At 74.7% G+C, this 21,746-nt stretch carries 19 protein-coding genes; 10 read left to right on the forward strand and 9 right to left on the reverse strand.

What is annotated here, in order from left to right; genetic code table 11:
• The first annotated feature begins 4 nt into the window (after window positions 1–4).
• A complete protein-coding gene (locus tag GA0070614_RS04380) occupies window positions 5–433 on the forward strand; it encodes a nucleoside deaminase (protein WP_231933526.1) in 429 nt (142 codons plus the stop codon).
• On the opposite strand, the gene GA0070614_RS04385 is transcribed toward GA0070614_RS04380, so the two are convergent.
• A complete protein-coding gene (locus tag GA0070614_RS04385; protein WP_088974754.1) occupies window positions 430–1,035 on the reverse strand; it encodes a response regulator transcription factor in 606 nt (201 codons plus the stop codon). The genes GA0070614_RS04380 and GA0070614_RS04385 overlap by 4 nt on opposite strands.
• A complete protein-coding gene (locus GA0070614_RS04390) occupies window positions 1,032–2,183 on the reverse strand; it encodes a sensor histidine kinase (RefSeq protein ID WP_088974755.1) in 1,152 nt (383 codons plus the stop codon). The genes GA0070614_RS04385 and GA0070614_RS04390 overlap by 4 nt, the downstream gene beginning before the upstream one ends.
• A gap of 362 nt (window positions 2,184–2,545) precedes the next feature.
• Between GA0070614_RS04390 and GA0070614_RS04395 the strand changes: the two genes are divergently transcribed.
• Both GA0070614_RS04395 and GA0070614_RS04400 read left to right on the forward strand, forming a co-directional pair.
• Window positions 2,546–3,379 (forward strand): hypothetical protein, encoded by an 834-nt coding sequence (locus GA0070614_RS04395; RefSeq protein ID WP_231933527.1) that lies wholly within the window; start codon window positions 2,546–2,548, stop codon window positions 3,377–3,379.
• Window positions 3,380–3,447: 68 nt separating this feature from the next.
• On the forward strand, window positions 3,448–5,241 hold the full coding sequence (locus tag GA0070614_RS04400) for a DEAD/DEAH box helicase (RefSeq protein ID WP_088974756.1): 1,794 nt from the start codon (window positions 3,448–3,450) through the stop codon (window positions 5,239–5,241).
• 52 nt (window positions 5,242–5,293) lie between these two features.
• Here GA0070614_RS04400 and lon read toward each other — a convergent pair whose 3' ends face one another.
• Window positions 5,294–7,630 carry an endopeptidase La gene (gene lon, locus GA0070614_RS04405; RefSeq protein ID WP_088974757.1) on the reverse strand — a complete coding sequence of 779 codons (2,337 nt, stop codon included), beginning with the start codon at window positions 7,628–7,630 and terminating at the stop codon, window positions 5,294–5,296.
• A gap of 327 nt (window positions 7,631–7,957) precedes the next feature.
• Between lon and GA0070614_RS04410 the strand changes: the two genes are divergently transcribed.
• On the forward strand, window positions 7,958–8,305 hold the full coding sequence (locus tag GA0070614_RS04410) for a histone-like nucleoid-structuring protein Lsr2 (protein ID WP_088979205.1): 348 nt from the start codon (window positions 7,958–7,960) through the stop codon (window positions 8,303–8,305).
• A gap of 912 nt (window positions 8,306–9,217) precedes the next feature.
• Here GA0070614_RS04410 and GA0070614_RS04415 read toward each other — a convergent pair.
• A complete protein-coding gene (locus GA0070614_RS04415; RefSeq protein WP_172892366.1) occupies window positions 9,218–10,534 on the reverse strand; it encodes a hypothetical protein in 1,317 nt (438 codons plus the stop codon).
• A 320-nt stretch (window positions 10,535–10,854) separates the two neighbouring features.
• Window positions 10,855–11,739, reverse strand: coding sequence for a PDDEXK family nuclease (locus tag GA0070614_RS04420; protein WP_088974758.1), 885 nt, complete (start codon window positions 11,737–11,739; stop codon window positions 10,855–10,857).
• Window positions 11,740–11,840: 101 nt separating this feature from the next.
• Here GA0070614_RS04420 and GA0070614_RS04425 point away from each other — a divergent pair, with 101 nt between their 5' ends.
• The 3 genes from GA0070614_RS04425 (at window position 11,841) to GA0070614_RS04435 (ending at window position 14,491) form a co-directional block, all read left to right on the forward strand.
• Window positions 11,841–12,944 (forward strand): DICT sensory domain-containing protein, encoded by a 1,104-nt coding sequence (locus tag GA0070614_RS04425; protein ID WP_231933528.1) that lies wholly within the window; start codon window positions 11,841–11,843, stop codon window positions 12,942–12,944.
• 177 nt (window positions 12,945–13,121) lie between these two features.
• Entirely contained in the window at window positions 13,122–13,841 is a 720-nt protein-coding gene (locus GA0070614_RS04430; protein ID WP_088974759.1) for a helical backbone metal receptor, read from the forward strand.
• A 176-nt stretch (window positions 13,842–14,017) separates the two neighbouring features.
• Window positions 14,018–14,491 (forward strand): universal stress protein, encoded by a 474-nt coding sequence (locus GA0070614_RS04435; protein ID WP_088974760.1) that lies wholly within the window; start codon window positions 14,018–14,020, stop codon window positions 14,489–14,491.
• A gap of 216 nt (window positions 14,492–14,707) precedes the next feature.
• Here GA0070614_RS04435 and GA0070614_RS04440 read toward each other — a convergent pair whose 3' ends face one another.
• Window positions 14,708–15,406: a CBS domain-containing protein gene (locus GA0070614_RS04440; protein ID WP_088974761.1), complete on the reverse strand. Its 699-nt coding sequence runs from the start codon at window positions 15,404–15,406 to the stop codon at window positions 14,708–14,710.
• 224 nt (window positions 15,407–15,630) lie between these two features.
• Between GA0070614_RS04440 and GA0070614_RS04445 the strand changes: the two genes are divergently transcribed.
• Both GA0070614_RS04445 and GA0070614_RS04450 read left to right on the forward strand, forming a co-directional pair.
• Window positions 15,631–16,197, forward strand: a complete 567-nt coding sequence (locus GA0070614_RS04445) for a DoxX family membrane protein (RefSeq protein WP_172892367.1) — start codon at window positions 15,631–15,633, stop codon at window positions 16,195–16,197.
• A 211-nt stretch (window positions 16,198–16,408) separates the two neighbouring features.
• Window positions 16,409–16,786 carry an FKBP-type peptidyl-prolyl cis-trans isomerase gene (locus GA0070614_RS04450; protein WP_088979209.1) on the forward strand — a complete coding sequence of 126 codons (378 nt, stop codon included), beginning with the start codon at window positions 16,409–16,411 and terminating at the stop codon, window positions 16,784–16,786.
• A gap of 74 nt (window positions 16,787–16,860) precedes the next feature.
• Here GA0070614_RS04450 and GA0070614_RS04455 read toward each other — a convergent pair whose 3' ends face one another.
• Window positions 16,861–17,229: an STAS domain-containing protein gene (locus tag GA0070614_RS04455; RefSeq protein WP_088974762.1), complete on the reverse strand. Its 369-nt coding sequence runs from the start codon at window positions 17,227–17,229 to the stop codon at window positions 16,861–16,863.
• Window positions 17,230–17,398: 169 nt separating this feature from the next.
• Between GA0070614_RS04455 and GA0070614_RS04460 the strand changes: the two genes are divergently transcribed.
• A complete protein-coding gene (locus GA0070614_RS04460; RefSeq protein WP_088974763.1) occupies window positions 17,399–18,424 on the forward strand; it encodes an SMP-30/gluconolactonase/LRE family protein in 1,026 nt (341 codons plus the stop codon).
• 102 nt (window positions 18,425–18,526) lie between these two features.
• Here the strand turns inward: GA0070614_RS04460 and GA0070614_RS04465 are convergent, their stop codons facing one another.
• Complete coding sequence (locus tag GA0070614_RS04465) at window positions 18,527–19,783, reverse strand: L,D-transpeptidase (protein WP_408630757.1); 1,257 nt, start codon at window positions 19,781–19,783, stop codon at window positions 18,527–18,529.
• Between the two features lie 203 nt (window positions 19,784–19,986).
• Window positions 19,987–21,666: a right-handed parallel beta-helix repeat-containing protein gene (locus GA0070614_RS04470; RefSeq protein WP_088974765.1), complete on the reverse strand. Its 1,680-nt coding sequence runs from the start codon at window positions 21,664–21,666 to the stop codon at window positions 19,987–19,989.
• Between the last annotated feature and the right edge of the window lie 80 nt (window positions 21,667–21,746).

Here is a 21,746-nt window from a genome sequence, read left to right on the forward strand (position 1 = left end):
CGGGATGAGCGTGCTGACGGAGACCGACGAGCGACACCTGCGCCGGGCGATCGCGTTGGCCGGGGCGGCGCGGGCGGCCGGTGACGGCCCGTTCGGGTCGCTGCTGGTAGGCGGGGACGGACGGGTGCTGGCCGAGGAGGTCAACACCGAGCGGACCGACGACGACGTCACCGCGCACCCGGAGCTGAAGCTGGCCCGCTGGGCGGCCCGGTCCCTCACGCCGGACGAGGCCCGGGTCAGCACGATGTACACCAGCTGCCAGCCGTGCGGCATGTGCGCCACCGCGATCGACCGCTCCGGCCTCGGCCGGGTGGTGTACGCCCTCAGCGCCGAGCAGCTCGCCGCGCTGCGCCCGGCGCGGCCGGGCACCCCGGTGGCGTACGCCGGGCCGGCGCTGTTCGACGAGGCGCGCGCCCCGGTCGAGGGCTCCTAGAGCCACCCGGCCTCGCGGGCGATGCGGACGGCGTCGGCGCGGTCGACGGCGCCGAGCTTCTGCACGCAGGCGCTCAGGTGGTTGCGCACCGTACCCGGGGCGAGATGGGTACGCCGGGCGATCACGGTGACCGGGCTGCCGTACCCGACCAGCCGCAGTGTCTCCAGCTCCCGGGCGGTGAGCGGGCAGGGCGGCAGGGTCAGCGCGTCGGCGGCCAGCGCCGGGTCGACGTAGCGCGCGCCGGCGTGCACCCGGCGGATGACGTCGGCGAGGGCCCCACCGGGGGCGCCCTTGGCCAGGAAGCCGCGCGCGCCGGCGTCGAGGGCCCGGCGCAGGTGCCCGGGACGGCCGTGCCCGGTGAGGATCACCACCGCGCAGGAGGGCAGGGCCCGGCCCAGCTCGGCCGCCAGCTCGATGCCACCCAGCGGGGGCATCTCCAGGTCCACCACCGCCACGTCCGGCCGGTGTGCACGGGCCGCCTCCAGGGCGGCGCGCCCCTCCCCGGCCTGGGTCACCACCTCGATGTCGCCCTCCAGCCCGAGCAGGGCCGCGAGGGCCTGCCGGATCAGCTCCTCGTCGTCGGCGAGCAGGACCCGGATCACGGGGTCACCGGGACGGTCGCGGTCAGCGTGAAGACCGGCCCCTCGCACCGGGTACGCAGGCTGCCGCCCGCCTCGGCCAGCCGGTCGGCCAGCCCGCGCAGCCCGTGGCTGTGCCCGTCGGGGGCCGGGGCCGCCCCGACGCCGTCGTTGCTGACCGTCATCGTCGCCACGTCGTCCTCCCGGGTGATCTCGATCCGGCACCAGGTGGCCCGGCTGTGCCGCAGCACGTTCGTCCCCGCCTCGCGCAGCACCGCCGCCAGTTCGGCGGTGGCCGCGGCGGGCAGCCGCGCGGCGGGCAGGTCGACGTCGCAGCGCACCCCGCTGGAGCGCAGCACCTCCCCGATCGCGGCCAACTGCTCGGCGAGGTCGACCGTCCGGTAGCCGTGCACCGCGGCCCGGACCCGGTCCAGCGCCACCCCGGCGAGCCGCTGCGCCTCGGCCGCCTCCCGGCCGGCCCGCGCGGCGTCGACCGGGGCGAGCCGGGCGGCCAGTTCGGCCTTCAACGCGATCACGGTGAGGTCGTGGCCGAGCAGGTCGTGCACGTCCCGGGCGAAACGCAGGCGCTCCTCGGCGGCGGCGAGCCGGGCCTGGGCCTGCTGCCCCTGCCGGGCCACGACGAGCAGGTCCCAGAACCAGATCTGCACCCAGCTGACCGCCGCCACCCCGACGCCGACCCCGGCGGTGACGGCCGCGTGCGTCCCGGCGGAGCCCCCGGTCCACCACGCCACCGCCAGCGCGACGACGACGATCGCCCCGGTGGCGGCGAGCGCGGCGGCGGGCCGCAGCAGCAGCGGGGTCATCCCCACCAGGGACGCGCCGAGCCAGGCCCACGTCGCCCACTGGCCGGCCGCGACCGGACCGACCAGCGGCACGCTCGCCACGGCGGCGACGGCGAGCAGGGCGTACGAGCGGCGGCGCCGGCGCTGCGCCAGCCACGGGGTGACCGCCGCGTGCAGCACCATCGCCTGCGCGGCGGCGAAGGCCAGCAGCCCGCCGGCGCCGAGCGCGACGCGGACCGGGTCGGGCTCGCGGGCCAGGCCCACGCCGGGCAGCAGCAGGGTGGACCCCACGCCGGCGACCAGCGAGGCCAGCGCCACCCGGCGGGCCCGGCGCAGCCGCCGGTCCGTCCCCGTCGCACCGACCGTCATGTCCGCCGATCCTAGGGCGTGTGTCGATGTCCCCGGCCGAGCCGACGCGTGCTCCGGGCGGGGTCGGCAGGGCGGCGACCGGTCCGGCCGCTGTCGGCTCCGGGCCGATCTGCGACACCGCCGAGCGCCGCCCGACCCGGCGCGGCCGGGAACCCCGCCGGACGCCGCCCGACCCGACCCGGCCGAAGACGCCGCCGCGCGCCGCCCGACCCCGGCCCGGCCGAGGACCGCGCCGCGCGTCTCGGAGCGCGGCGACGCCGGACCGGACCCCGCTGACGTCACGGGTCGACCGTGGATTCCGCACGGCAGATCCGTGACGGACGCGCCTGCCCTCGCGCGCCGGCCGGCGGCAGGGTCGGGACATGTCCCACACACTCACCGTTCCCTCGTCCCCGCCCACCGACCGACCCGTCCGCCGCCTGCTGTGGCACCTGCTCGCGATGTTCGTCGCCATGGTGGCCGGCATGGTGCTGCTCGACCCGCTGTGGCGCACCGCCGGCGCGGCGCTGGGCTTCTCCGGCCTGCTGGCCCGCCCGGAGGTCGCCGCCCTGGTCATGGCGACCGACATGTCGATCGCCATGGCGCTGTGGATGTGGCACCGGGGCCATCCCGCCCGGGCCACCGCCGAGATGGTCGCCGCCATGTACCTGCCGTACCTGCTGCTGCTCGTCCCGTTCCTCACCGGGCTGCTCGACGGCGACGGCCTGCTCCTCGGCGGGCACCTGCTGATGGTGCCGGCGATGGTCGTGGTGGCGGTCCGGCACCGGCACGCGCACCCCGCCGCACCACCCCGGCGCCCGGTCGTCGCCGCGCTGGTCGCCCGGTGGCCGAGCTGGCTGGCGCTGCTGATGACCGTCGACAACTGGATCGCCCCGACGATGCTGCCGGCGCTGAGCCTGCTCGTGCTCCCGCTGGGCTTCCTGGTGGCCGGCACGGTACGCCGCAGCTGGCGGGACCGGGGCGCGGTGGCGTCCCAGCTCGCCGGCCTGGTCGGGTGGGGGACGCTGGCGACGCTGGCGGTCGTCGCCGACGACGGTCCGGCGCGCTGGCTGGTGGCCGGCGGCTGGCTGGCGCACGCCGCCTGGGACGTCGTACACCACCGTCGGGACCGGGTGGCGCCGCGCGGGTACACCGAGTTCTGCGCCGTCCTGGACATCTCCATCGGGCTGACCATGGTGATCGCCATCCTGGCCTGAACGTGGCGGGGGCGACGGTTGTGCCGGTCGCCGCGACGGGCCGGCCGGGGTGATGAAAAGCTTTGCCCATGAGTTCCGCACCCGCACCGACCGACCCCACCACCGCAGACGCCACCGACGAGGCGAGCGTCTTCGCGGACCTCGGGCTCCGCGACGAACTGCTCGCCGCGCTGACCGCGCTCGGTTACGAGGAGCCGACCCCGATCCAGCGAGAGGCGATCCCGCCGCTGCTGGCCGGGCAGGACCTGCTCGGCCAGGCGGCCACCGGTACGGGCAAGACCGCCGCGTTCGCGCTGCCCCTGTTGCAGCGGATGCCGGACCGGCGCACCGGCGGCGATCCCGTGGCGCTGGTGCTGGTGCCCACCCGGGAGCTGGCGGTGCAGGTGTCGGAGGCGTTCCACCGCTACGGCAAGGACCTCGGCACCCGGGTGCTGCCGATCTACGGCGGGCAGCCGATCGGCCGGCAGCTGCGGGCGCTGGACATGGGTGTGGACGTCGTGGTGGCCACCCCCGGGCGAGCGCTGGACCACATCGCCCGGGGGACGCTGCGCCTGGGCGAGCTGGCCACGGTGGTGCTCGACGAGGCGGACGAGATGCTCGACATGGGCTTCGCCGAGGACATCGAGGCGATCCTGGAGCACGCGCCCGCCCAGCGGCAGACGGTGCTCTTCTCGGCCACCATGCCGTCGCGCATCGACGGGATGGCGCGCCAGCACCTGACCGACCCGGTGCGGATCCAGATCGAGCGGGAGCGGCCGGTGGCCGGCGAGGCGCCCCGGGTGCGGCAGAGCGCGTACATCGTCGCCCGGGCGCACAAGCCGGCCGCGCTGGGCCGGGTGCTCGACGTGGAGTCCCCCACCGCGGCGATCGTGTTCTGCCGCAGCCGCGAGGAGGTGGACCGGCTCACCGAGACGATGAACGGCCGGGGCTACCGGGCCGAGGCGCTGCACGGCGGGATGAGCCAGGAGCAGCGGGACCGGGTGATGGGCCGGCTGCGCGCCGGCACCGCCGACCTGCTGGTCGCCACCGACGTGGCCGCCCGTGGCCTGGACGTCGAGCAGCTCACCCACGTGGTCAACTACGACGTGCCGTCGGCGCCGGAGTCGTACGTGCACCGGATCGGCCGGGTCGGCCGGGCCGGACGCGAGGGTGTGGCGATCACCCTCGCCGAGCCGCGCGAGCACCGGATGCTCAAGACCATCGAGCGGGTGACCGGCCAGCGGATCGCCATCGACAAGATCCCGACGGTGGCCGACCTGCGCACCCGGCGGCTGGAGCTGACCCAGGCGGCGCTGCGCGAGTCGCTGCTGGAGGACGACCTGGACCCGTTCCGGGTGATCGTCGAGTCGCTGTCGGACGAGTTCGACATGATGGAGGTCGCGCTCGCGGCGGTGAAGCTGGCCCACGAGGCGGCCGGGCCCACCACCGAGGACGAGGAGGAGATCCCGCAGGTGGCGGTCCGGGCCCCGCGCGAGGGCCGGCCGGAGGCCGGCGGCCGGGGCGAGCGGCGCGGCGGTGGGCGGCCGCGCACCGGCGGCACCACCCAGGTCTTCATCGGGCTGGGCCGGCGCGCGGGCGTGCGCCCGCAGGACCTGGTGGGCGCGATCACCGGGGAGACCGGGCTCGCCGGGCGGGACATCGGCTCGATCGAGATCGCCGACCGGTTCTCGCTGGTGGAGGTGCCGCTGGGGGTCGCCGACGAGGTGATCGCCGGGCTACGCGGCAGCACCATCAAGGGCCGCAAGGCGACCGTGCGCCGCGACCGGGACGGCGAGAGCGGCGCCGGGCGCTTCGAGGGTGGTGACCGGCGCGAGCGCCGGGACTTCGACGGCGGGCGGCGCGAGCGGCGCGACCGCCCCTGACGTGCGCGCCGAGGCCCCCGGCCGGGTTCGACCGGGGGCCTCGGCGGTGCGCTCAGGCCGCGCTGAGCGTCTGGCCGCCGAGCGTCCGCGGGTCGACCTCGGCCGGGCGCAGCGCCAGGGCGAGCACGTCGGCGACGTCGGCGAGGGTGTGCACGGTCAGCGCCTCGCGTACCTCGGTGGGCAGGTCGTCGAGGTCCGGCGCGTTGCGGGCCGGAATGATCACCTCGGTCAGGCCGGCCCGGTGGGCGGCGAGCAGCTTCTGCTTCACCCCGCCGATCGGCAGCACCCGGCCGGAGAGGGTCACCTCGCCGGTCATCCCGAACTCGGGGCGTACCGGCCGGCCGGTCACCAGCGACGCCAGCGCGGTCACCATGGTGATGCCGGCGCTGGGCCCGTCCTTGGGCACCGCGCCCGCCGGCACGTGCAGGTGGATCCGCCGCCCGGCGAGGGTGTTGGGGTCGATGCCGAGCCGGCGCCCGTTGGAGCGCAGGTACGACAGCGCGATGTGCGCGGACTCCTTCATCACGTCGCCGAGCTGGCCGGTGAGGGTCAGCCCGGGCTCGCCCTCCATGCTGGTCGCCTCGATGAACAGCACGTCCCCGCCGGCGCCGGTGACCGCCAGGCCGGTGGCCACGCCGGGCACGGCGGTACGCTCCGCCGACTCCGGGGTGAACTTCGGCCGGCCCAGGTAGCGGGCCAGGTTGTCGTCGTCCACCCGGACCGGCTGCGGGTCGGTGGCCAGGGCCACCGCGACCTTGCGCAGGATCTTGGCCAGGGCGCGTTCGAGCTGCCGGACGCCGGCCTCCCGGGTGTGCTCCCCGGCGATGCGGGCCAGCGCCTCGTCGGTGACGGTGACCTCGTCGGGGGTGAGCCCGGCCCGCTCCCGCTGCCGGGGCAGCAGGTGGTCCCGGGCGATGGCGACCTTCTCGTCCTCGGTGTAGCCGTCGAGGGTGACCAGCTCCATCCGGTCCAGCAGCGGGCCGGGGATGGCCTCGACCACGTTGGCGGTGGCCAGGAAGAGCACGTCGGACAGGTCGAGGTCGACCTCCAGGTAGTGGTCCCGGAAGGTGTGGTTCTGCGCCGGGTCGAGCACCTCCAGCAGGGCGGCGGCCGGGTCGCCGGAGTAGCCGACGGCCAGCTTGTCCACCTCGTCGAGGAGCACGACCGGGTTCATCGAGCCGGCCTCGCGCAGCGCGCGGACGATCCGGCCGGGCAGCGCGCCGACGTAGGTGCGCCGGTGGCCGCGGATCTCCGCCTCGTCGCGCACGCCGCCGAGGGAGACCCGGACGAAGGTGCGCCCGAGCGCCCGGGCGACCGACTCGCCGAGGCTGGTCTTGCCGACGCCGGGCGGGCCGGCGAGGGCCAGCACCGCGCCGGAGCCGCGCCCGCCGACCACGCCGAGGTTGCGCTCGGCCCGGCGGTTGCGCACCGCGAGGTACTCCAGGATGCGGTCCTTCACGTCGGCCAGGCCGGCGTGGTCGGCGTCGAGCACCGCGCGGGCCGCCGCCAGGTCGGTGTTGTCCTGGGTACGCGTGGTCCACGGCATCTCCAGCACCGTGTCCAGCCAGGTGCGGATCCAGCCCGCCTCCGGGGAGGCGTCGCTGGCCCGTTCCAGCTTGCCGACCTCGCGCAGCGCCGCCTCGCGGACCTTCTCGGGCAGCTCGGCGGACTCGACCCGGGTCCGGTAGTCGGCGGAGCCGTCGGGCTCGTCCTCGCCGAGTTCCTTGCGGATCGCGGCGAGCTGCTGGCGCAGCAGGAACTCCCGCTGGGACTTCTCCAGCCCCTCGCGGACGTCGTTGTTGATCTGCTCGGTCACCTCCTGCTCGGCCAGGTGCTCCTTCACCCAGCCGACCAGCAGCTCCAGCCGGGCGGTGACGTCCGGCGCGGCGAGCAGCTCGGTCTTCTGCGCCAGGGTGAGCCACGGCGCGTAGCCGGCCGCGTCGGCCAGCTCGGAGAGGTCGGTCATCCGCTCCATGGCGTCGATGACCTGCCAGGCGCCACGCTGCTGGAGGACGGAGGTCATCAGCGCGCGGTACTCACGGGCGAGTTCACGGGCCCGCCCGGCGGGGACGGGCTCGTCGAGCGGGGTCGCCTCGACCCAGAGGGCGGCGCCGGGGCCGGGCACGCCGGAGCCGATCCGGGCCCGGCCGAGGCCGCGCACCACGGCGGCGGGTTCGCCGTCGGGGAGTCGGCCGACCTTCTCGATGGTGGCGATCACCCCGACGGAGCCGTACTCGCCGTCGATGCGGGGCACGGCGAGGAGCTTCTTGTCGCCGGTGGCGCGGGCCGCGTCGACCGCGGCCTGGGTGGTCGGGTCGAGGGTCACCGGGATGACCATGCCGGGCAGCAGGACGGCGTCGGTCAGCGGAAGTACCGGAAGAGTTGCCATCGAACACCTGCTATCGGTTGGGTTGAGCGTGACAGGCTCAAGTCACAAAGCGTTCCCCTTGTTCCTCGGTGTGACTCAGGCCACGTTCACGACCCGCCCCGGCGGTCCCGGCACATCCCGGCGGCGCCACCGCAAAGGCCGTCCACCCACCCTCGACCCGACATGCCGGCCTGCTCACCGGGCACCGCGACCGCACGGCATTGACCGCGCACGGTTTTCCCACGATTGCGCGACTCGCCAAATGAAAGGGACGCATATTGTTGCGGATTTGCCGTGCGATACGTCAAACTCTTAGCCACACCCCGCCCGACACAGGGAGTAATGGCGATGGCAAGGAAAGTAATCACCGTTCTGACCGACGACCTCGACGGTGGAAAGGCCGATCGGACCGTCGAGTTCAGTCTGGACGGCGTGTCGTACACCATCGACCTCTCCGATGAGAACGCGGGTGTCCTCCGTAAGGCACTGGACCCGTACATCAGCGCTGGCCGGCGGATGGGGCGGGGCAACGTGGACGCCGGTCGTCCGGCACGCCGCCCGGCGCGCGCCGGAGTCTCCGGAATGGACCGTGAGCAGAACCGGGCCATCCGCGAATGGGCCGCGAAGAACGGCTACGAGATTTCCGAGCGCGGGCGCATCCCCGTCAACGTCGTCGAGGCGTGGAAGAACCGCTGACGGCCACCGGCGGGGTCACGATCCGCCGCGCCGGGGTCACGCTGGGAAATCAGTGACGACCCCGGCGCTTTTCGCGCTGTTCACAATTTCCACCCGGCCGGACCGCACCGTAGGAGAGTTACTCCCGGGGCGACCTGTCGGATGACGACACCGCGCTGTCCGCATCTCGGCCCGGTCCGCACTGCCGGCACCGTCCGGCGCGGCACCTCCCCGGGTCCTCCCGGCCGCCCGACCAGCACCCCGCCCGCCGTCGTGGCGCACGGCCGCCGCAGAAGCCCGGGCGTGCCGGCGCACGCCTTCCGGGGCGGCCATCTCCGCCGGTCCGCCCTCAGGGTGCACGCCGGCCGAGGCGGCACCTCTCCCCTGCCCTCCGCCCCGGCTGACCGACCCGCCGGAACGCTGCTGCCGGGCGGGTGCAGCGCCGTGCCCCTGCCGGCGCCGACCCCGCAACCGCCCGGCCGCCGAGCCGGCGGGGCGAGGCGCGCCCCCTGACGGTCTCCCGGCCTCGCCACGAACCTCTCCCGGCCCGCCTGCCACCGGCAGGGGGAGATGCCTCCGGACGGCCCTTGAACCTGGGGGCGTTTCTGGTGTTCGCGGCGACGGGGCACGTGTGGACGGGCGGGAGCGCCCACGACGTCGCCCGGGTGGGGAACCCTCGGCGGCCCGCCCGTCGGCCACGCCGCCGTCCGCCGGGCCCGCCGGGAGCCGGCTCGGCGGGCGGCCGGGTCCGTTGCCGGGCCGGGTCGGCCCCGGCAGGGCGGCCTGGCGCGCATCGGCCGGGTCGTGGTGGCGCCGTCGGCACGCGGCGCGGACCACGCCGGACGGCAGCACCGCGCAGCGGGCCGTCCGGACACGGCCACGGGCCGCCCGGGAGTCGTCCCCGGGCGGCCCGTGGCCGTCACGTACGTCGGGTCAGTCGACCTCGATGCGCACCACGTCGAAGGCGGGGGTCTGGTTGGCCCGCTCCATCATCGGCACCCGGTGCGAGCCGTCACCGGCCCAGACCGCGCACTGCGCGGTGCCGTTCTGCGGCAGGCCCGGCACCTGGATGACCACCTCGTCGGCCTCGTTGCCGCCCCGGCCGTCCTCGGTCGCCACGAAGAACGCCGGCACGGCCTCGGGGTTCGACGGCGCCGTGTCGGTGCTCTCCAGCATCCGGCAGGCGGTGTGGAAGTGACCGCGGGTCAGGCCCTGGCCGTTGAGGACCGAGCTCTCCAGGTAGTAGCCGCCCTGACCGGCCGCGAGGAACCGGTCGCGGACCAGGTTCCGGGTCGACACGCGCAGGGTGAACGCCTGGTTGCGCTGCACCTGGTTCGGGAACTGGGTGATCAGCAGCGACGGGTTGTTGGCCGCCGCGCCGACCTCGCCGAAGGCGGTGCTGACACAGCGGTTGCCGTTCTGGAAACCGTCGTGCGGCTGCAACCGGCTGTTTCCGCAGTCCTTCGCCAGGACGCCGAGCGCGTTGCCGTTGTTGTTGCCGCCGTTGTTGTTGCCGCCGTTCTGGCCACCGTTGTTGTTGCCGCCGTTCTGCCCACCGTTGTCGGCGCCGCCGTTCTGGCCGCCGTTCTGGCCGCCGTTGTCGGCGCCACCGTTCTGGCCGCCGTTGTTGGCGCTGACGGTGCACTGGGCGAGTTGGTCCAGGCCCTGCGGGCGCTGCGCCACCCGGCCGATCGCCGTGGCGATCCGGTTCAACGTCGCGCGGCGCTTGTCGGCCAGCGGGCGCAGGATGGCGTTGTTGACGAAGTCCTGCCCGTTGCGGCTGCCCTCGGCCGCCAACCGCCGGTTCGCCTCGTCGATCTGCGTCTTCAGCAGAGCCAGGTTGCGGTCGACCTCGTTACGGGCCCGATCGGGGATCTGCGGCAGCCGGCCGGTCACGTCCGGGCAGTTCACGCTGGAGGCGAGGGTGGTGACCGGCGCGTTGCCGGCCTTGACGGACTGGCACTCGGCGACCGACATCTGGCCGTCACCCCAGTGGTTGCGCACCCAGCGCCCGTTCTGCCACGTCTGGGTGGTGCTGGTACGGCCCCCGGGCGAGGTGGCGCCGGGACTCGGCTGCACACAGTTCGAGGAGACCGTCCGCGTGTTGGCGTTCTGCCGACGTTCTCCCGCCGACGAGATCTGCGTCACGGCGGCGATCCCGCCGAAGACCGCGAGGGCGCCGACCACCGCCAGCAGTCGCTTGCTCCGCGCGTTACCGGATGACCGGCGCGCCCGTGGGGACCTGCGCATCGAATTGCTCTCCTTCTCGATCCGGTACCTGACTCGTGATCCCGCCGGGCGACGGAATGCGGGGTGGGGTCACCCCGTCGGGATCACTGCGACGTTCCGGTCGCACGTCGATGGCCGACGATGCCCTTTCCGCACCGTCCGCCGCGTCGGTGGCGCGGCTGGAAGATCCGTGTCCATTCCCGCTTGAGTACGGAACCCCGTGGGCGATGGTTCAACCGGGAGCGCAGAATTCGTCGACGGAATTTCGACGACGGCCCTGAGCGGCACGGACGGGAACCGTAGGACGTCGACCGCCTACGGTCAGCGATCGGGGCGGTGGGTCAGTCGACGCAGAGGTGGTCGAAGGCGAAGCCGCCCACCATCTCGTCGCGGCGGTCCCGCAACGCCCGGATCTGCTGTCGCAGGTCGTCCCGGTCGACCAGCGTCGGCTCGTCGCTCTCCGGCGTGCGCAGCCGCTGTCCGACCGCGACGGTGGCGAGGTCCTCGGCCAGCCGGGCGGCGTCGACCCCGCACCAGAACCGGTGTTCCCGCACGGTCACCCGCTCGACCAGGCACCGACCGGGGCGTACCTCGACCCAGCTCCAGCCCTCGGCCGCCCCGTCGTGGAAGCGGACGTGCAGGCCACGCACGATCGGGTCGGCCAGGCGCCGGGACACGTACGCCTCGACGGCGTCGGCCCGGGTCAGCGCGCCGAGGTCGTTGACGTGGCCGCGGCGACCGTCCGGCAGCCGGCCGACGATGTCGCGGAACCCGACCGGCGGGTCGACCCCGTCGGCGTCCGGGCCGTCGGCGGGCGCGCCACCGGCGTACTCGCGGGCGTCGAGGACGTACGTGACGATCCGCCGGCCGTGCTCGGCGGCGCGCAGCGTCGGCGACTCGATCCGCAGCACGGGCAGCCCGACCGTGGCGCAGACCGCGTCGCGCATCCGCTCGGCGCGCTGCCCGGGCGAACCGGCCGGCGCGGCCGGGCCGATGGCGACCGCCAGGCGCGGCAGCCCGGTGTCGGCCGCGCAGACGACGTGGTCGAACTCCTCCCGCGTCGCCGAGCTCCACTGGTGCCCGGTGATCCCCTCCGGGCGTCGCGTCACCAGCTCCCCGAGCCGTCGGCGGCCGTGCACGAGCTGACCGGCCCGGGTGAACGACCCGACGCCGTCGCCCGGCACCGGCCGCAGCCGGGAACCGTCGTCGGTCGCGGTGGGCGTCATCGTCGGCAGGTCCTCCGGCTCGGTCGGTCGACCGCCGAGTCTAGGACCTCGGCCGATCTCGTCGGATCGCCGGTGCGGCCGGGGCGGTCTAGGCTCACCGGGTGCTGCACTCAGGGGCCCCCACCCAACGGTTCACCAAGCGGAGTCTGGTCACGGTCTCCCACGCCATCGAGGAGGCCGCGCTCGCCACGGCCGAGGACGGGCCGCTGGTGGTGATCGCCCTGTTCCAGCGGATGCCGTACTTCACCCGGGAGCTGGCCCGCTACCGGCGGATCGCCGCCGGCGCGGCGGTGACGGTCGTCGGCCTGGTCGGTGAGGCCCCGCCGGAGCTGCCCGCGGGGGCGTACGGGGTGGCGCTCGACGACGCCGAGGAACTGGCCCGGGAGTGGAGCGTGGTGGCGCTCACCCCACGCTTCGGCGCCAGCCTGGTGGCCCACGACCGGCGCGAGGTGGAGCCCGCCGCCACGCTGGAGGCCGGCCGGCTCTTCGACGGCCGGTGGGGATTCCGCCGCGACGAGGCGCTGCACGAGGTGGTGCGGCTGCGGGACCGGCTCGCCGACCGGCTCCCGGCGACCGCGCTGGCCACCGTCGACCAGGTGCTCGACCGGGTCCGCCACCTGCCGGCCACCCCCGGCGAGAGCCGCGCCGAGGCGGGGCTGCGGCTGATGGCCGCCCGCGCCGAACGCGCCCGCCGGGCCGCGTCGGCGACCACCGGCGAGCCGGCGGAGGCGGGACTGGTCGACGAGCCGACGTTGCGCCGGTGGACCGGCCTGGACGGGGTGACCGCGCCCGGCACCCTGCCGGTGGCGCTGGTGGGCGTCCGGGTCGCCGAGCCGGCCGGCACACCGGAACGCTTCGGCCGGCGCAGCACGGCCCGGGAGACGCAGGCGGTCGTCGGCGCGCTCACCGCCCCACTGCGCCCGGTCGACCGGGCGGTGCGGCTCGCCCCCGACGAGTACCTGCTGATCCTGCCGGCGGTGACCGAGGAGGAGGCGCTCGCGGTCGCCGCCCGGGTGCACGCCGAGCTGGCCGGGCTGGCGCGCTCGTTCCCGTTCGTCGCGTACGCCGTGCACGCGGCGGTGACGGTGACCGACCGGCGGCCGCTGCCGGTCGCCGACGTCCGGCACGCGGTGCAGTGGGCGGCCCGGGAGGGCGTGCCGGTGGCGGCGGTGGCCCGCGAGCCGGTCACCGCCGGCCCCGGCTGACCGGTCCGCGCCGGCACGGCGGCGCAGCACCGCGCCCGTGCCGTGCACGGCGTCGGCCCCGTGCCACGACACCGCCGTCTCCGGTCCCGGCCGCCGACCGACGATCATGGAGGCCGGACCGGCGGCGCCCGGCCGCCGACGAACCGGCGCGGTCCGCGCCGCAGGAGGGGGTACGCCGTGCGGGTCGTCTCGCTGGTGCCGTCGCTGACCGAGGCGGTCGCGGTGACCGTGCCGGAGGTGCTGGTCGGGGCGACCGACTGGTGCACCCACCCGGCCGGGCTGGACGTGGCCCGGGTGGGCGGCAGCAAGTACCCGGACCTGGACCGGGTGCTCGCCCTGCGGCCGGATCTGGTGCTGCTCAACGTGGAGGAGAACCGCCGGGAGGACGCCGACGCGCTGGCCGCCGCCGGTGTGCCGGTGCGGGTCACCTATCCGCGTACCGTGCCGCAGGCGTTTACCGAACTGGCCGACCTGCTGGCCGCGCTGGGGGTCGCCGGGGAGCCGGACTGGCTCGCCGCGGCGCGTCGGGCCTGGGCGGGCGCGTCCGCGCCCACCGCCGTACGCCGGGCAGTGGTGCCGGTGTGGCGGCGGCCCTGGGTGGTGCTCGGCGGCGACACCTTCGCCGGGGACGTGCTGCGCCGCCTCGGCGTGGTCAACCTGTACGACTACGCCCCCGAGCGGTACCCGCGACCGGACCTGGCGGCGGTGCGTGCCCGGGAGCCGGAGCTGGTGGTGCTCCCCGACGAGCCGTACCCGTTCAGCGCCACCGACGGTCCCGAGGCGTTCGGCGGCACGCCCTGCGCGCTGGTCTCCGGCCGCCACCTCACCTGGTACGGCCCGTCGCTGGCCGAGGCGCCCGGCCTGCTGGCCGCGCAGCTCGCCGCGCCGCTGACCTGACGCACCGCCGGCGGTGACGCACCACGCCGCCGGCCCCGGGCCGCGCACCGCCGGACGCCGCCGCCCCGGTGACCCGTTGACCCGGTGACGAAGGACCCGTCGCCACCGGGCCCTTCGCGCCTGTCCCCCACCGCCGCGTCCGGGGTGGACTGCGGGTACGAGGAGAGGAGTGCGTCATGGAGAGCAACCGACTGATCGTGGTGGGGGTCGACGGATCCGAGGGCGGCCGGCGGGCGCTGGACTGGGCGGTCGACGAGGCGGCGGCCCGCGGCGGCAGCGTCCAGGCGGTCGTCGCCTGGCGGTGGGACCGGATCGAGTTCGGGCCGGCGAACACGGTCGCGCCGGTCGACGAGCGGCAACGCGCGACCGAGGTGCTCGACGACGAGCTCCGGGGCCTGGCCGTCCGCAAGGGACCGGGCTGCACGGTGGCCGGCGAGGTCGTCGAGGGGCCGCCGGCGGACGTGCTGACCGCCGCCGCCCGCACCGCCGACCTGCTGGTGCTGGGCAGCCACGGGCACAACCGGCTGCGGCACACCGTGCTCGGCTCGGTCAGCGAGGAGTGCGTGCGCAAGGCGTACTGCCCGGTGGTGGTGGTCCCGGTGCCGGCGGCGGCGCCCCGGACGACGAACGAGCCGGCGCTGCGCGGCTGAGCCGGCGCCGAGGTGGCGGCCGTTGCCGGACGGTACGGCCGCCACCGCCCTGTCCAGGACCAGCCACTGCCCTGTCCAGGACCCGCCACCGGAGGACGGGAGACCGCTCCTGGGCAGGCAGCGGGTTCCGGGTGGGGGACCCCGGAGCAGGCGGCGGGCTCCGGGCAGGGAGCGGGCCCCGTCCAGGGGGTGTGGACGGGGCCCGGGGAGGGTGGCTCAGGCGACCGGGGTGACCTGCCCCGGCGGCAACTCGACCAGGATGGTGTCGTCCACGTCGTACCCGATCCGGTCGACCACCCGGACCACGCCGCTGACCTGGCCGGCGAGCCGGACCGCGAGGTCGGCGGCGCTGCGCCGGTCCAAGCGGCCGTCCAGGGTGACCTCACCGGCGCGCACCTGCACGGTGACCAGCCCGTCGCGTACCGCCAGCACCCGGCGCAGCACCTCCTGCACCACGTCCTCACGGATCTCGGCGTCGGTGCGCAGGTGCACCCGGAGCAGGTCGCTGCGGGTGACGATGCCGACCAGCCGGCCGAGGTCGTCGAGGACCGGCAGCCGCTTGACCGCCTCCCGGTCCATCAGCCGGGCCGCGGCCGGCAGGGTGGACCCGGGGAAGGTGGTGACGGCCGGCGCCGTCATCAGCTCCTTCGCCACCAGCGCGTCGGCCTTCTCCCGGGCGGTGCGCCGCCGCCGGCCCTCGAAGATACGTCGCTCGTCGGGGCTGCCGGCCCGCTCGACCTTGTGCAGCAGGTCGGCCTCGGACACCACCCCGAGCACCCGACGGAAGCCGTCCACCACCGGCACGGCGCTGATCCCGCGCCGGATCAGCGTGTCGACGATCTGGCGGTACGGGGTCTCCTCGCCGACCGTCACGACGTCCCGGGTCATCACGTCGCCCACCTGCCACGTCCTCATCACGACCTCCTCGGATGGTCTCCGACACAACGCTACGACCGCGTTGACCAGGCATGTCAGGGGCGGTGGGCCGGGCTGTGCGGGGCCGAAGGTCCCGTCCGGCGGGCCCGTTCCGGGGTCCAAGGTCCCGCCCCTGAACGGCCCGGTCGGCCCTGCTCGGCGAGGCGCCACGGAGGTGGAATGAATGTGCCACCGGAAAGCGCGGTGCGAGGCAGAGAAGGGACGTGGACACCATGACCGCGACGATCGAGCGGAACACCACCGCCAGGACCATCGCTCCGGTGGCCGAAACCGAGACCACCCGCCAGCGGGCCGCCCGGTACGTCTGGGCCGGCACCCGGATCGCCCTCGGCTGGATCTTCCTCTGGGCGTTCCTCGACAAGGCCTTCGGCCTCGGTCACGCCACCGAAGCGAAGAACGCCTGGATCAACGGCGGCAGCCCGACCAAGGGGTTCCTGACCTTCGGCGCGGCCGGCCCGTTCAAGGGCATCTACAACGACATCGCCGGCGCCACCTGGGCCGACTGGCTCTTCATGGTCGGTCTCGCCGGCATCGGTGTGGCCCTGATCCTCGGCATCGGGATGCGGATCGCCGCTGCGGCCGGCGCGCTGCTGCTGGTCCTGATGTGGACCGCCGTCCTGCCCCCCGAGAACAACCCCTTCATGGACGACCACCTGATCTACGCCGCGGTGCTCGCCGGCCTCGCCCTGGTGGGCGCGGAGAACACCTTCGGCCTCGGTCGGGCCTGGGGCAACCTCCCGATCGTCCGGAAGTACGGCTGGCTCAAGTGACCCGACGGGTCCCGGAGGGGGCGCCACCACCCGGTGGCGCCCCCTCCGGCGTCTGCGGACCGCCCCGGGCGGTCCGCGTTCCGCCGTCTCCGGGGTGTGGCCGGCATCGGCGAGACGCGATCGGGCAGGATCGACCTCGACCGGACGATGGACGGCCGTGGCCGCGCGCAGACGGGCCACCGCCACTACGGCAGGAGAGCAGCAGATGACCATGCCCCAGGCAGGCAAGCCCGAGGTCGGCCCGATCGAGGGCGCGCCCCCGGCCGAGCTCGTCATCGAGGACATCACCGTGGGCGAGGGCCCCGAGGCCCGGCCGGGTCAGCTGGCCGAGGTCCACTACGTCGGGGTCTCCCACTCCACCGGCCGGGAGTTCGACGCCTCGTGGAACCGGGGCGAGAGCTTCGAGTTCCCGCTCGGCGGCGGTCAGGTCATCGCCGGCTGGGACCAGGGCGTGGTCGGCATGAAGGTCGGCGGTCGGCGCCGGCTGACCATCCCGCCGCACCTGGGCTACGGCGCGCGCGGCGCCGGCGGCGTGATCAAGCCGAACGAGACCCTGGTCTTCGTCGTCGACCTGGTCGGCGTCCGCTGACCGACCGCGGGGTCGCCGGTCCGGCCGGCGGCCCCGCGCACCAGCACACCGGGCGGTCGGCCGGGCTCCGCCGGTCAGGCGCAGGCGGCCAGCTCGCTGCGCCGGCAGGGCACGGCCGGCGTCGTCGTCACCACCGGGATCACCCGGTGCACACCGGTGACGCGCAACACCCGCGACACCACCGGGTCGGGATCGGCCAGCACCAGTTCCCCACCCCGGGCGCGCACCCGCAGCCGTGCGGCGAGCAGCGCCCGGACGCCGGCCGCGGAGAGGAGCCGGACCCCGGAGAGGTCGACCCGGAGCACCGGCCGGGCCGGGGCGGCCCAGAGCGCCGCCCGCAACTCGCCGACCGAGGCGAGGTCGATCTCGCCGGTCACCCGTACCTCGACCGCGTCGTCACCCACGCCGAGCTGCACGTGGAGCCGGTCATCGCGCTGTCCCATACGGACGAATCTAGCCCGGACCACCGACATTTCCGCCCTGCCGAGGGTCGAATCCGGGTACACCCCGGGTGGTCCCCGAGACCGTCGGCGGGTCCTCCCTGAGGAGGAGGCGCGCCACGACACGCCGCCCGGCCGGGTGCGAGGCGGATCGGCGGGTGAGAATGACCCGATGGTCGTACCACGCCAGCGCCAGCGCCCGCCCCGCCTGATCCGGCCCGTCCGCGAGCCGGCCACCGTCCCACCGCCGCTGGACGGGGCGTGGGCCGCCACCGACCGCCGGCTCGACCGCGCCGAGGTGCTGCCCCTGCCGCCCGGCGCGCACGGTCCCGAGGACGTGCTCGTCGATGCCGACGGCCGGGTCGTCAGCGGCGACGAGGACGGCCGGCTCTGGTGGTGGCCCGCCGACGCTCCCGCCGGCACCACGCCGCAGCTGCTCGCCGAGACCGGGGGCCGGCCCCTCGGCATCGAACTGGACCCGGTCGACGGCACCCTGGTGGTCTGCGACGCGTACCGGGGGCTGCTGCGGGTCACCCCGGACGGGGCGGTGCGGGAGCTGACCGGCGACGCCGTCCCGGTGCACCTGCCCGACAACGCCACGGTGGCCCGCGACGGCACCGTCTACTTCACCGACAGCTCCGACCGTTTCCCGCTGTCGCACTGGAAGCACGACCTGCTGGAGCACCGCCCCAACGGGCGGGTGCTGGCGTACGACAAGGGCAGCGGGCGCACCGAGGTGGTGGCCGAGGGGCTCTACTTCCCCAACGGCGTCGCGCTGACCCCGGACGAGTCGGCGCTGATGCTGGTCGAGACGAGCACCCACCGGCTGGTCCGGGTCTCGCTGCCCGACGGCGCGGTCACCGTGCTGACCGACCTGCCCGCGTACCCGGACAACCTGACCGCCGTCGGCGACGGCACGTACTGGATCGCGCTGCCGAGCCCCCGGCTGCCCGTGGTCGAACGGCTGCTGCCGCACCCACGGCTGCGGCAACTGGTGGCGCTGCTGCCCGACGCGGTACGACCGCAACCGCGCCGGTACGGACTGGTCGCCCTGGTCGACGGCGACGGGACGGTGCTGCGGACCCTGCACGGCCCGGGCGGGGCGTACTGGATGATCACCGGGGTCCGGCAGCACGGCGACCGGCTCTGGCTGGGCAGCCTGATCAGCGCCGGCATCGCCCGGGTCGACCTGGACTGACCGCGCCGATCACCGCGCCGCCTGGGCCACCCGGGCCGAACGACCGCGACCGGCCCGCCGCCCGGCGGGCCGGTCGTACCGGCCGTTCCTCCCCCTGCGGTGTCAGCCGCCGCTGGCCGACGGCCCCGGCGCGGGCGACGAACCGCCCGCCACCGCGCCCGGGTGCCCGTGGCCCATGGCGGGCGCCGGCTTGAGTCCCGGCGGCACGGGCAGCGCGCTGCCCCGGACGAACTCGTCCCAGCTGACGTTCCAGGCCGTCCAGCCGTTGCCGGGCTCCAACTGCACCTCGGTGCCCTTCACGGTGATCAGGTCACCGACCTGGGTGACGCCCATCAGCCAGTCGGCGGCCGAGGACGAGACGTTGGCGCAGCCGTGCGAGACGTTGGTGTTGCCCTGGTCCCCCTCCGACCACGGCGCGGCGTGGATGAACTCACCGCCCCAGGTGTAGCGCTGGGCGTCCTCGACGTCGACCACGTACGGATCGGCCGAGCCCCGGGTGTCGAAGGTCGTCTGCTCGTGCTTCTCCATGATCACCATCTTGCCGCTGGAACTCGGCGTGCTCGGCTTGCCGAGACTCACCGGGATCTTGCGGATCAGCTTGTGGTCCTGGAAGACCGACATCTGCTTGGTGGCGTTGTCGATCTCGAGGGCCACCTGCCGGCCGATCTTCGAGGTCGCCTTGCGGTCGTCGTCGCCGACGTACTCCTTGCCGATCGGCAGGCCCTCCAACGCCGAGCGGACGCTGATCCTCGTGCCCGGCTTCCAGAAGTCCGGGGCCCGGTAGTAGACCTGGCTGCCGTCCTCCAGCCACGACCAGGTGCCCGGCTGCGGCGGGTCGACCTTCACGAACAATCGGCGCTGCACCGCCGCCCTGGCCTCTTTCGGAATTGCCGGATCGAATGCGACGGTCACCGGCATCGCCGTGCCGTACGTCTGGTTACCGGCGAAGTACAACGTGCTGGCGATCTCCTGCTTGTTCGATTTCGGCGCGGTGGTGAACGTCGTCCGTTTCACCGTGGTGCGCCCCGACGGGCCGGTCGCCGTCACCTCCGCCGTGTAGGTCCGGCCGTTTTCCAGCGGGGTGCCCGGCACCCAGCTCGAACCGTCCTCCCGGGGCTCCCCCGCGATCTTCCTGCCCTTGTCGTCGGTGAGCGTGACCCCGCTGACCTTCCCCCCGGTCACGGTGGTGCCCACCTCCGCGCTGACCGGCACGTCCCGCGTCCGGTCGACCGGGCTGAGCGTGACCGCCAGATCCGCCGCCGCCCGTCCGGGCGCCGACCCGTCGGCCGGTTTCCGCTCGGCGGTGCACCCGCCGAGGATCAACGGTGTGGCTGCGATGGTCACCGCGAATAGCGTCAATCGCCGCCTCACGTCCATGTTCGGCCCCCCATTTCCGCTTCCCTTGGCCACATTCTGTACGGCGACTCTCCGGGCGCGGCGCTCTTTCGCGGGAATTGCTCGCAAACGGGCGGGCATTTGGTCGTACGTGTGCTGGCAGGTCGCCGTAAGGGCGGCACGTCCCGCTTCGGCGTGGCTGGGACGGCGCGTACCGGCCGTGCCGGTCAGTCCCACTCCTCGTCGCCGTGGTTGCGGTCCCACCGGCCACCGACGGGCGGGGTGTCCAGCCGGACGGCGGCCTCCACGTTGCCCGCGAAGTCGTTGTCCTCGACCCGGCAGGAGACGCAGCTGCCCCGGTCGGTGATCCACAGGCCGTGGGTCTGGGTCCGCTCGTCGTGGTGGTCCCAGACCCGGTTGCCCCGGATCGTCGCCGAGTCGAACGGCGCGTTGACGGTGATCCCGGCCCGGACGGTGGGCGCGGCCGGCAGCTCGTACCGCTCCCCCGGCGGCGGGGTGTCGGCACTCCAGGCGGTGAACGAGTCGGGACGCACCGGGGCGAGGCTGAGTTCGGTCGCGTCGTTGGCGGCCACCACCGCGACGCGGTCACCGACCCGGACGACCTTGCCCCGGTGTCCGTCGTGCTGCCAGTTCGCCCGGCGGTCCACGATCAGCTTCTCGGTGTAGCGCACCGAGTCCCCGCCACCGGACTCGGCGCCCGAGCACTGCCGCCCGTTGCCGCGGATCCGGTTGTCGATCAGCATCGCGTCCCGCACCGGCCGGTCGAATCGGATGGCGTCGCCGCTGTTGCCGTAGAAGTCGTTGCTCTCGATGACGATCTCGTGGGCGTGGTCCTGGTCCTGCTCCTCCACGCCCAGGCTGCGCTGGTGGTAGCCGTAGCGGCCGTTGCCGCTGATCCGGTTGCCCCGGATGGTGTACGGCCCGGGGGTGTTGCCGATGCTGATCCCGTCGCGGACGTTGCCGTCGATCACGCAGTCGGTCAGGATGCCGCCCCGCCCGGCCGTGTGGGTGGTGCCCTTGGCGGAGACGTCGAACCCGGCCTCCAGGTTGCCGGTCATGGTGCAGGCGGAGACGATCAGGCCGTTGGCGCCCCAGTCGGAGATGCCGAACCGGTTGCCCTGGGCGTGGCAGCCGATGATCCGGATGCCGCGCGGGCGCAGTCCGCCGTTCTGCTGCAACTCCAGGAAGATGCCGTTGGTGGCGTTGCCGACCGCCGAGCAGTTGATCACGTTGAGCCGCTCGACGCTGCCCCACCCGCCGATCCCGATGCCGATGCCCGCGCCACCCATCTCGGTGCCGTTGTCCAGCCGTCCGCAGCCGACGACCAGCACCCCGTCGATCAGCGTGTCCTGCAGGAAGTCGCAGCCCAGCCCGGTTGCGGCGGTGTGGTGGATGTAGAGGTTGCGGAACATGCCCCGCACGACGTACTGCAACCCGAGCCCCTTGGCCAGCGGGTTGTACTCCGCCGACGACACCCCCGAGCCGTCGATCTCGAAGTCGGCGAAGGTGCAGTACGCCAGATGCCGTTCGGGATCCGCGCCGTGCAACTGGGCGGTGTAGAAGGCCAGCGGGACCGGGTCGGCGCGGTTGCCGGCGTTGCTCAGCACGAACCGGGTCGCGCCGGGACCGGCGCCGACCAGGGAGACCCCGCTGCGCCACACCGTCCCGGCGTCGCGGATCGAGTACACCCCGGGCGGGCAGTAGATCACCCGGGCCCGGCCGTCCGCGGCGTACGCGTCACCGAGCCGGTCCACCAACGCGGCGAACGCGGGCTGGTCGTTGGTCCGCCCGTCGCCCGTCAACCCGTGTTCGCGCGCGTCGCTCATCAGCGGCGCTCCGGCCACCGGGTGCAGCCGCACGCCGCCGGGCACGTTCGGGTGAGCCATCGGTCCCTCCCCTCGATGACCGGGCTCGCATTCCCGGTCCGCGCGGAGAGAAACAGGAACGCCCGGAGCCCCGCCACCGA

Origin of the sequence: Micromonospora coxensis (assembly GCF_900090295.1) — a bacterium.
GTDB classification, from domain to species: Bacteria; Actinomycetota; Actinomycetes; order Mycobacteriales; family Micromonosporaceae; genus Micromonospora; species Micromonospora coxensis.

Excerpts from the sequence above, each read along its gene's own strand:
- GA0070614_RS04455 (WP_088974762.1), bottom strand. The coding sequence starts at position 17,229 with ATGGGACAGCGCGATGACCGGCTCCACGTGCAGCTCGGCGTGGGTGAC.
- GA0070614_RS04395 (WP_231933527.1), top strand. The coding sequence starts at position 2,546 with ATGTCCCACACACTCACCGTTCCCTCGTCCCCGCCCACCGACCGACCC.
- GA0070614_RS04435 (WP_088974760.1), top strand. The coding sequence starts at position 14,018 with ATGGAGAGCAACCGACTGATCGTGGTGGGGGTCGACGGATCCGAGGGC.
- GA0070614_RS04440 (WP_088974761.1), bottom strand. The coding sequence starts at position 15,406 with ATGAGGACGTGGCAGGTGGGCGACGTGATGACCCGGGACGTCGTGACG.
- GA0070614_RS04420 (WP_088974758.1), bottom strand. The coding sequence starts at position 11,739 with ATGACGCCCACCGCGACCGACGACGGTTCCCGGCTGCGGCCGGTGCCG.
- GA0070614_RS04410 (WP_088979205.1), top strand. The coding sequence starts at position 7,958 with ATGGCAAGGAAAGTAATCACCGTTCTGACCGACGACCTCGACGGTGGA.
- lon (WP_088974757.1), bottom strand. The coding sequence starts at position 7,630 with ATGGCAACTCTTCCGGTACTTCCGCTGACCGACGCCGTCCTGCTGCCC.
- GA0070614_RS04470 (WP_088974765.1), bottom strand. The coding sequence starts at position 21,666 with ATGGCTCACCCGAACGTGCCCGGCGGCGTGCGGCTGCACCCGGTGGCC.
- GA0070614_RS04460 (WP_088974763.1), top strand. The coding sequence starts at position 17,399 with ATGGTCGTACCACGCCAGCGCCAGCGCCCGCCCCGCCTGATCCGGCCC.
- GA0070614_RS04400 (WP_088974756.1), top strand. The coding sequence starts at position 3,448 with ATGAGTTCCGCACCCGCACCGACCGACCCCACCACCGCAGACGCCACC.
- GA0070614_RS04380 (WP_231933526.1), top strand. The coding sequence starts at position 5 with ATGAGCGTGCTGACGGAGACCGACGAGCGACACCTGCGCCGGGCGATC.
- GA0070614_RS04390 (WP_088974755.1), bottom strand. The coding sequence starts at position 2,183 with ATGACGGTCGGTGCGACGGGGACGGACCGGCGGCTGCGCCGGGCCCGC.
- GA0070614_RS04415 (WP_172892366.1), bottom strand. The coding sequence starts at position 10,534 with ATGCGCAGGTCCCCACGGGCGCGCCGGTCATCCGGTAACGCGCGGAGC.
- GA0070614_RS04450 (WP_088979209.1), top strand. The coding sequence starts at position 16,409 with ATGCCCCAGGCAGGCAAGCCCGAGGTCGGCCCGATCGAGGGCGCGCCC.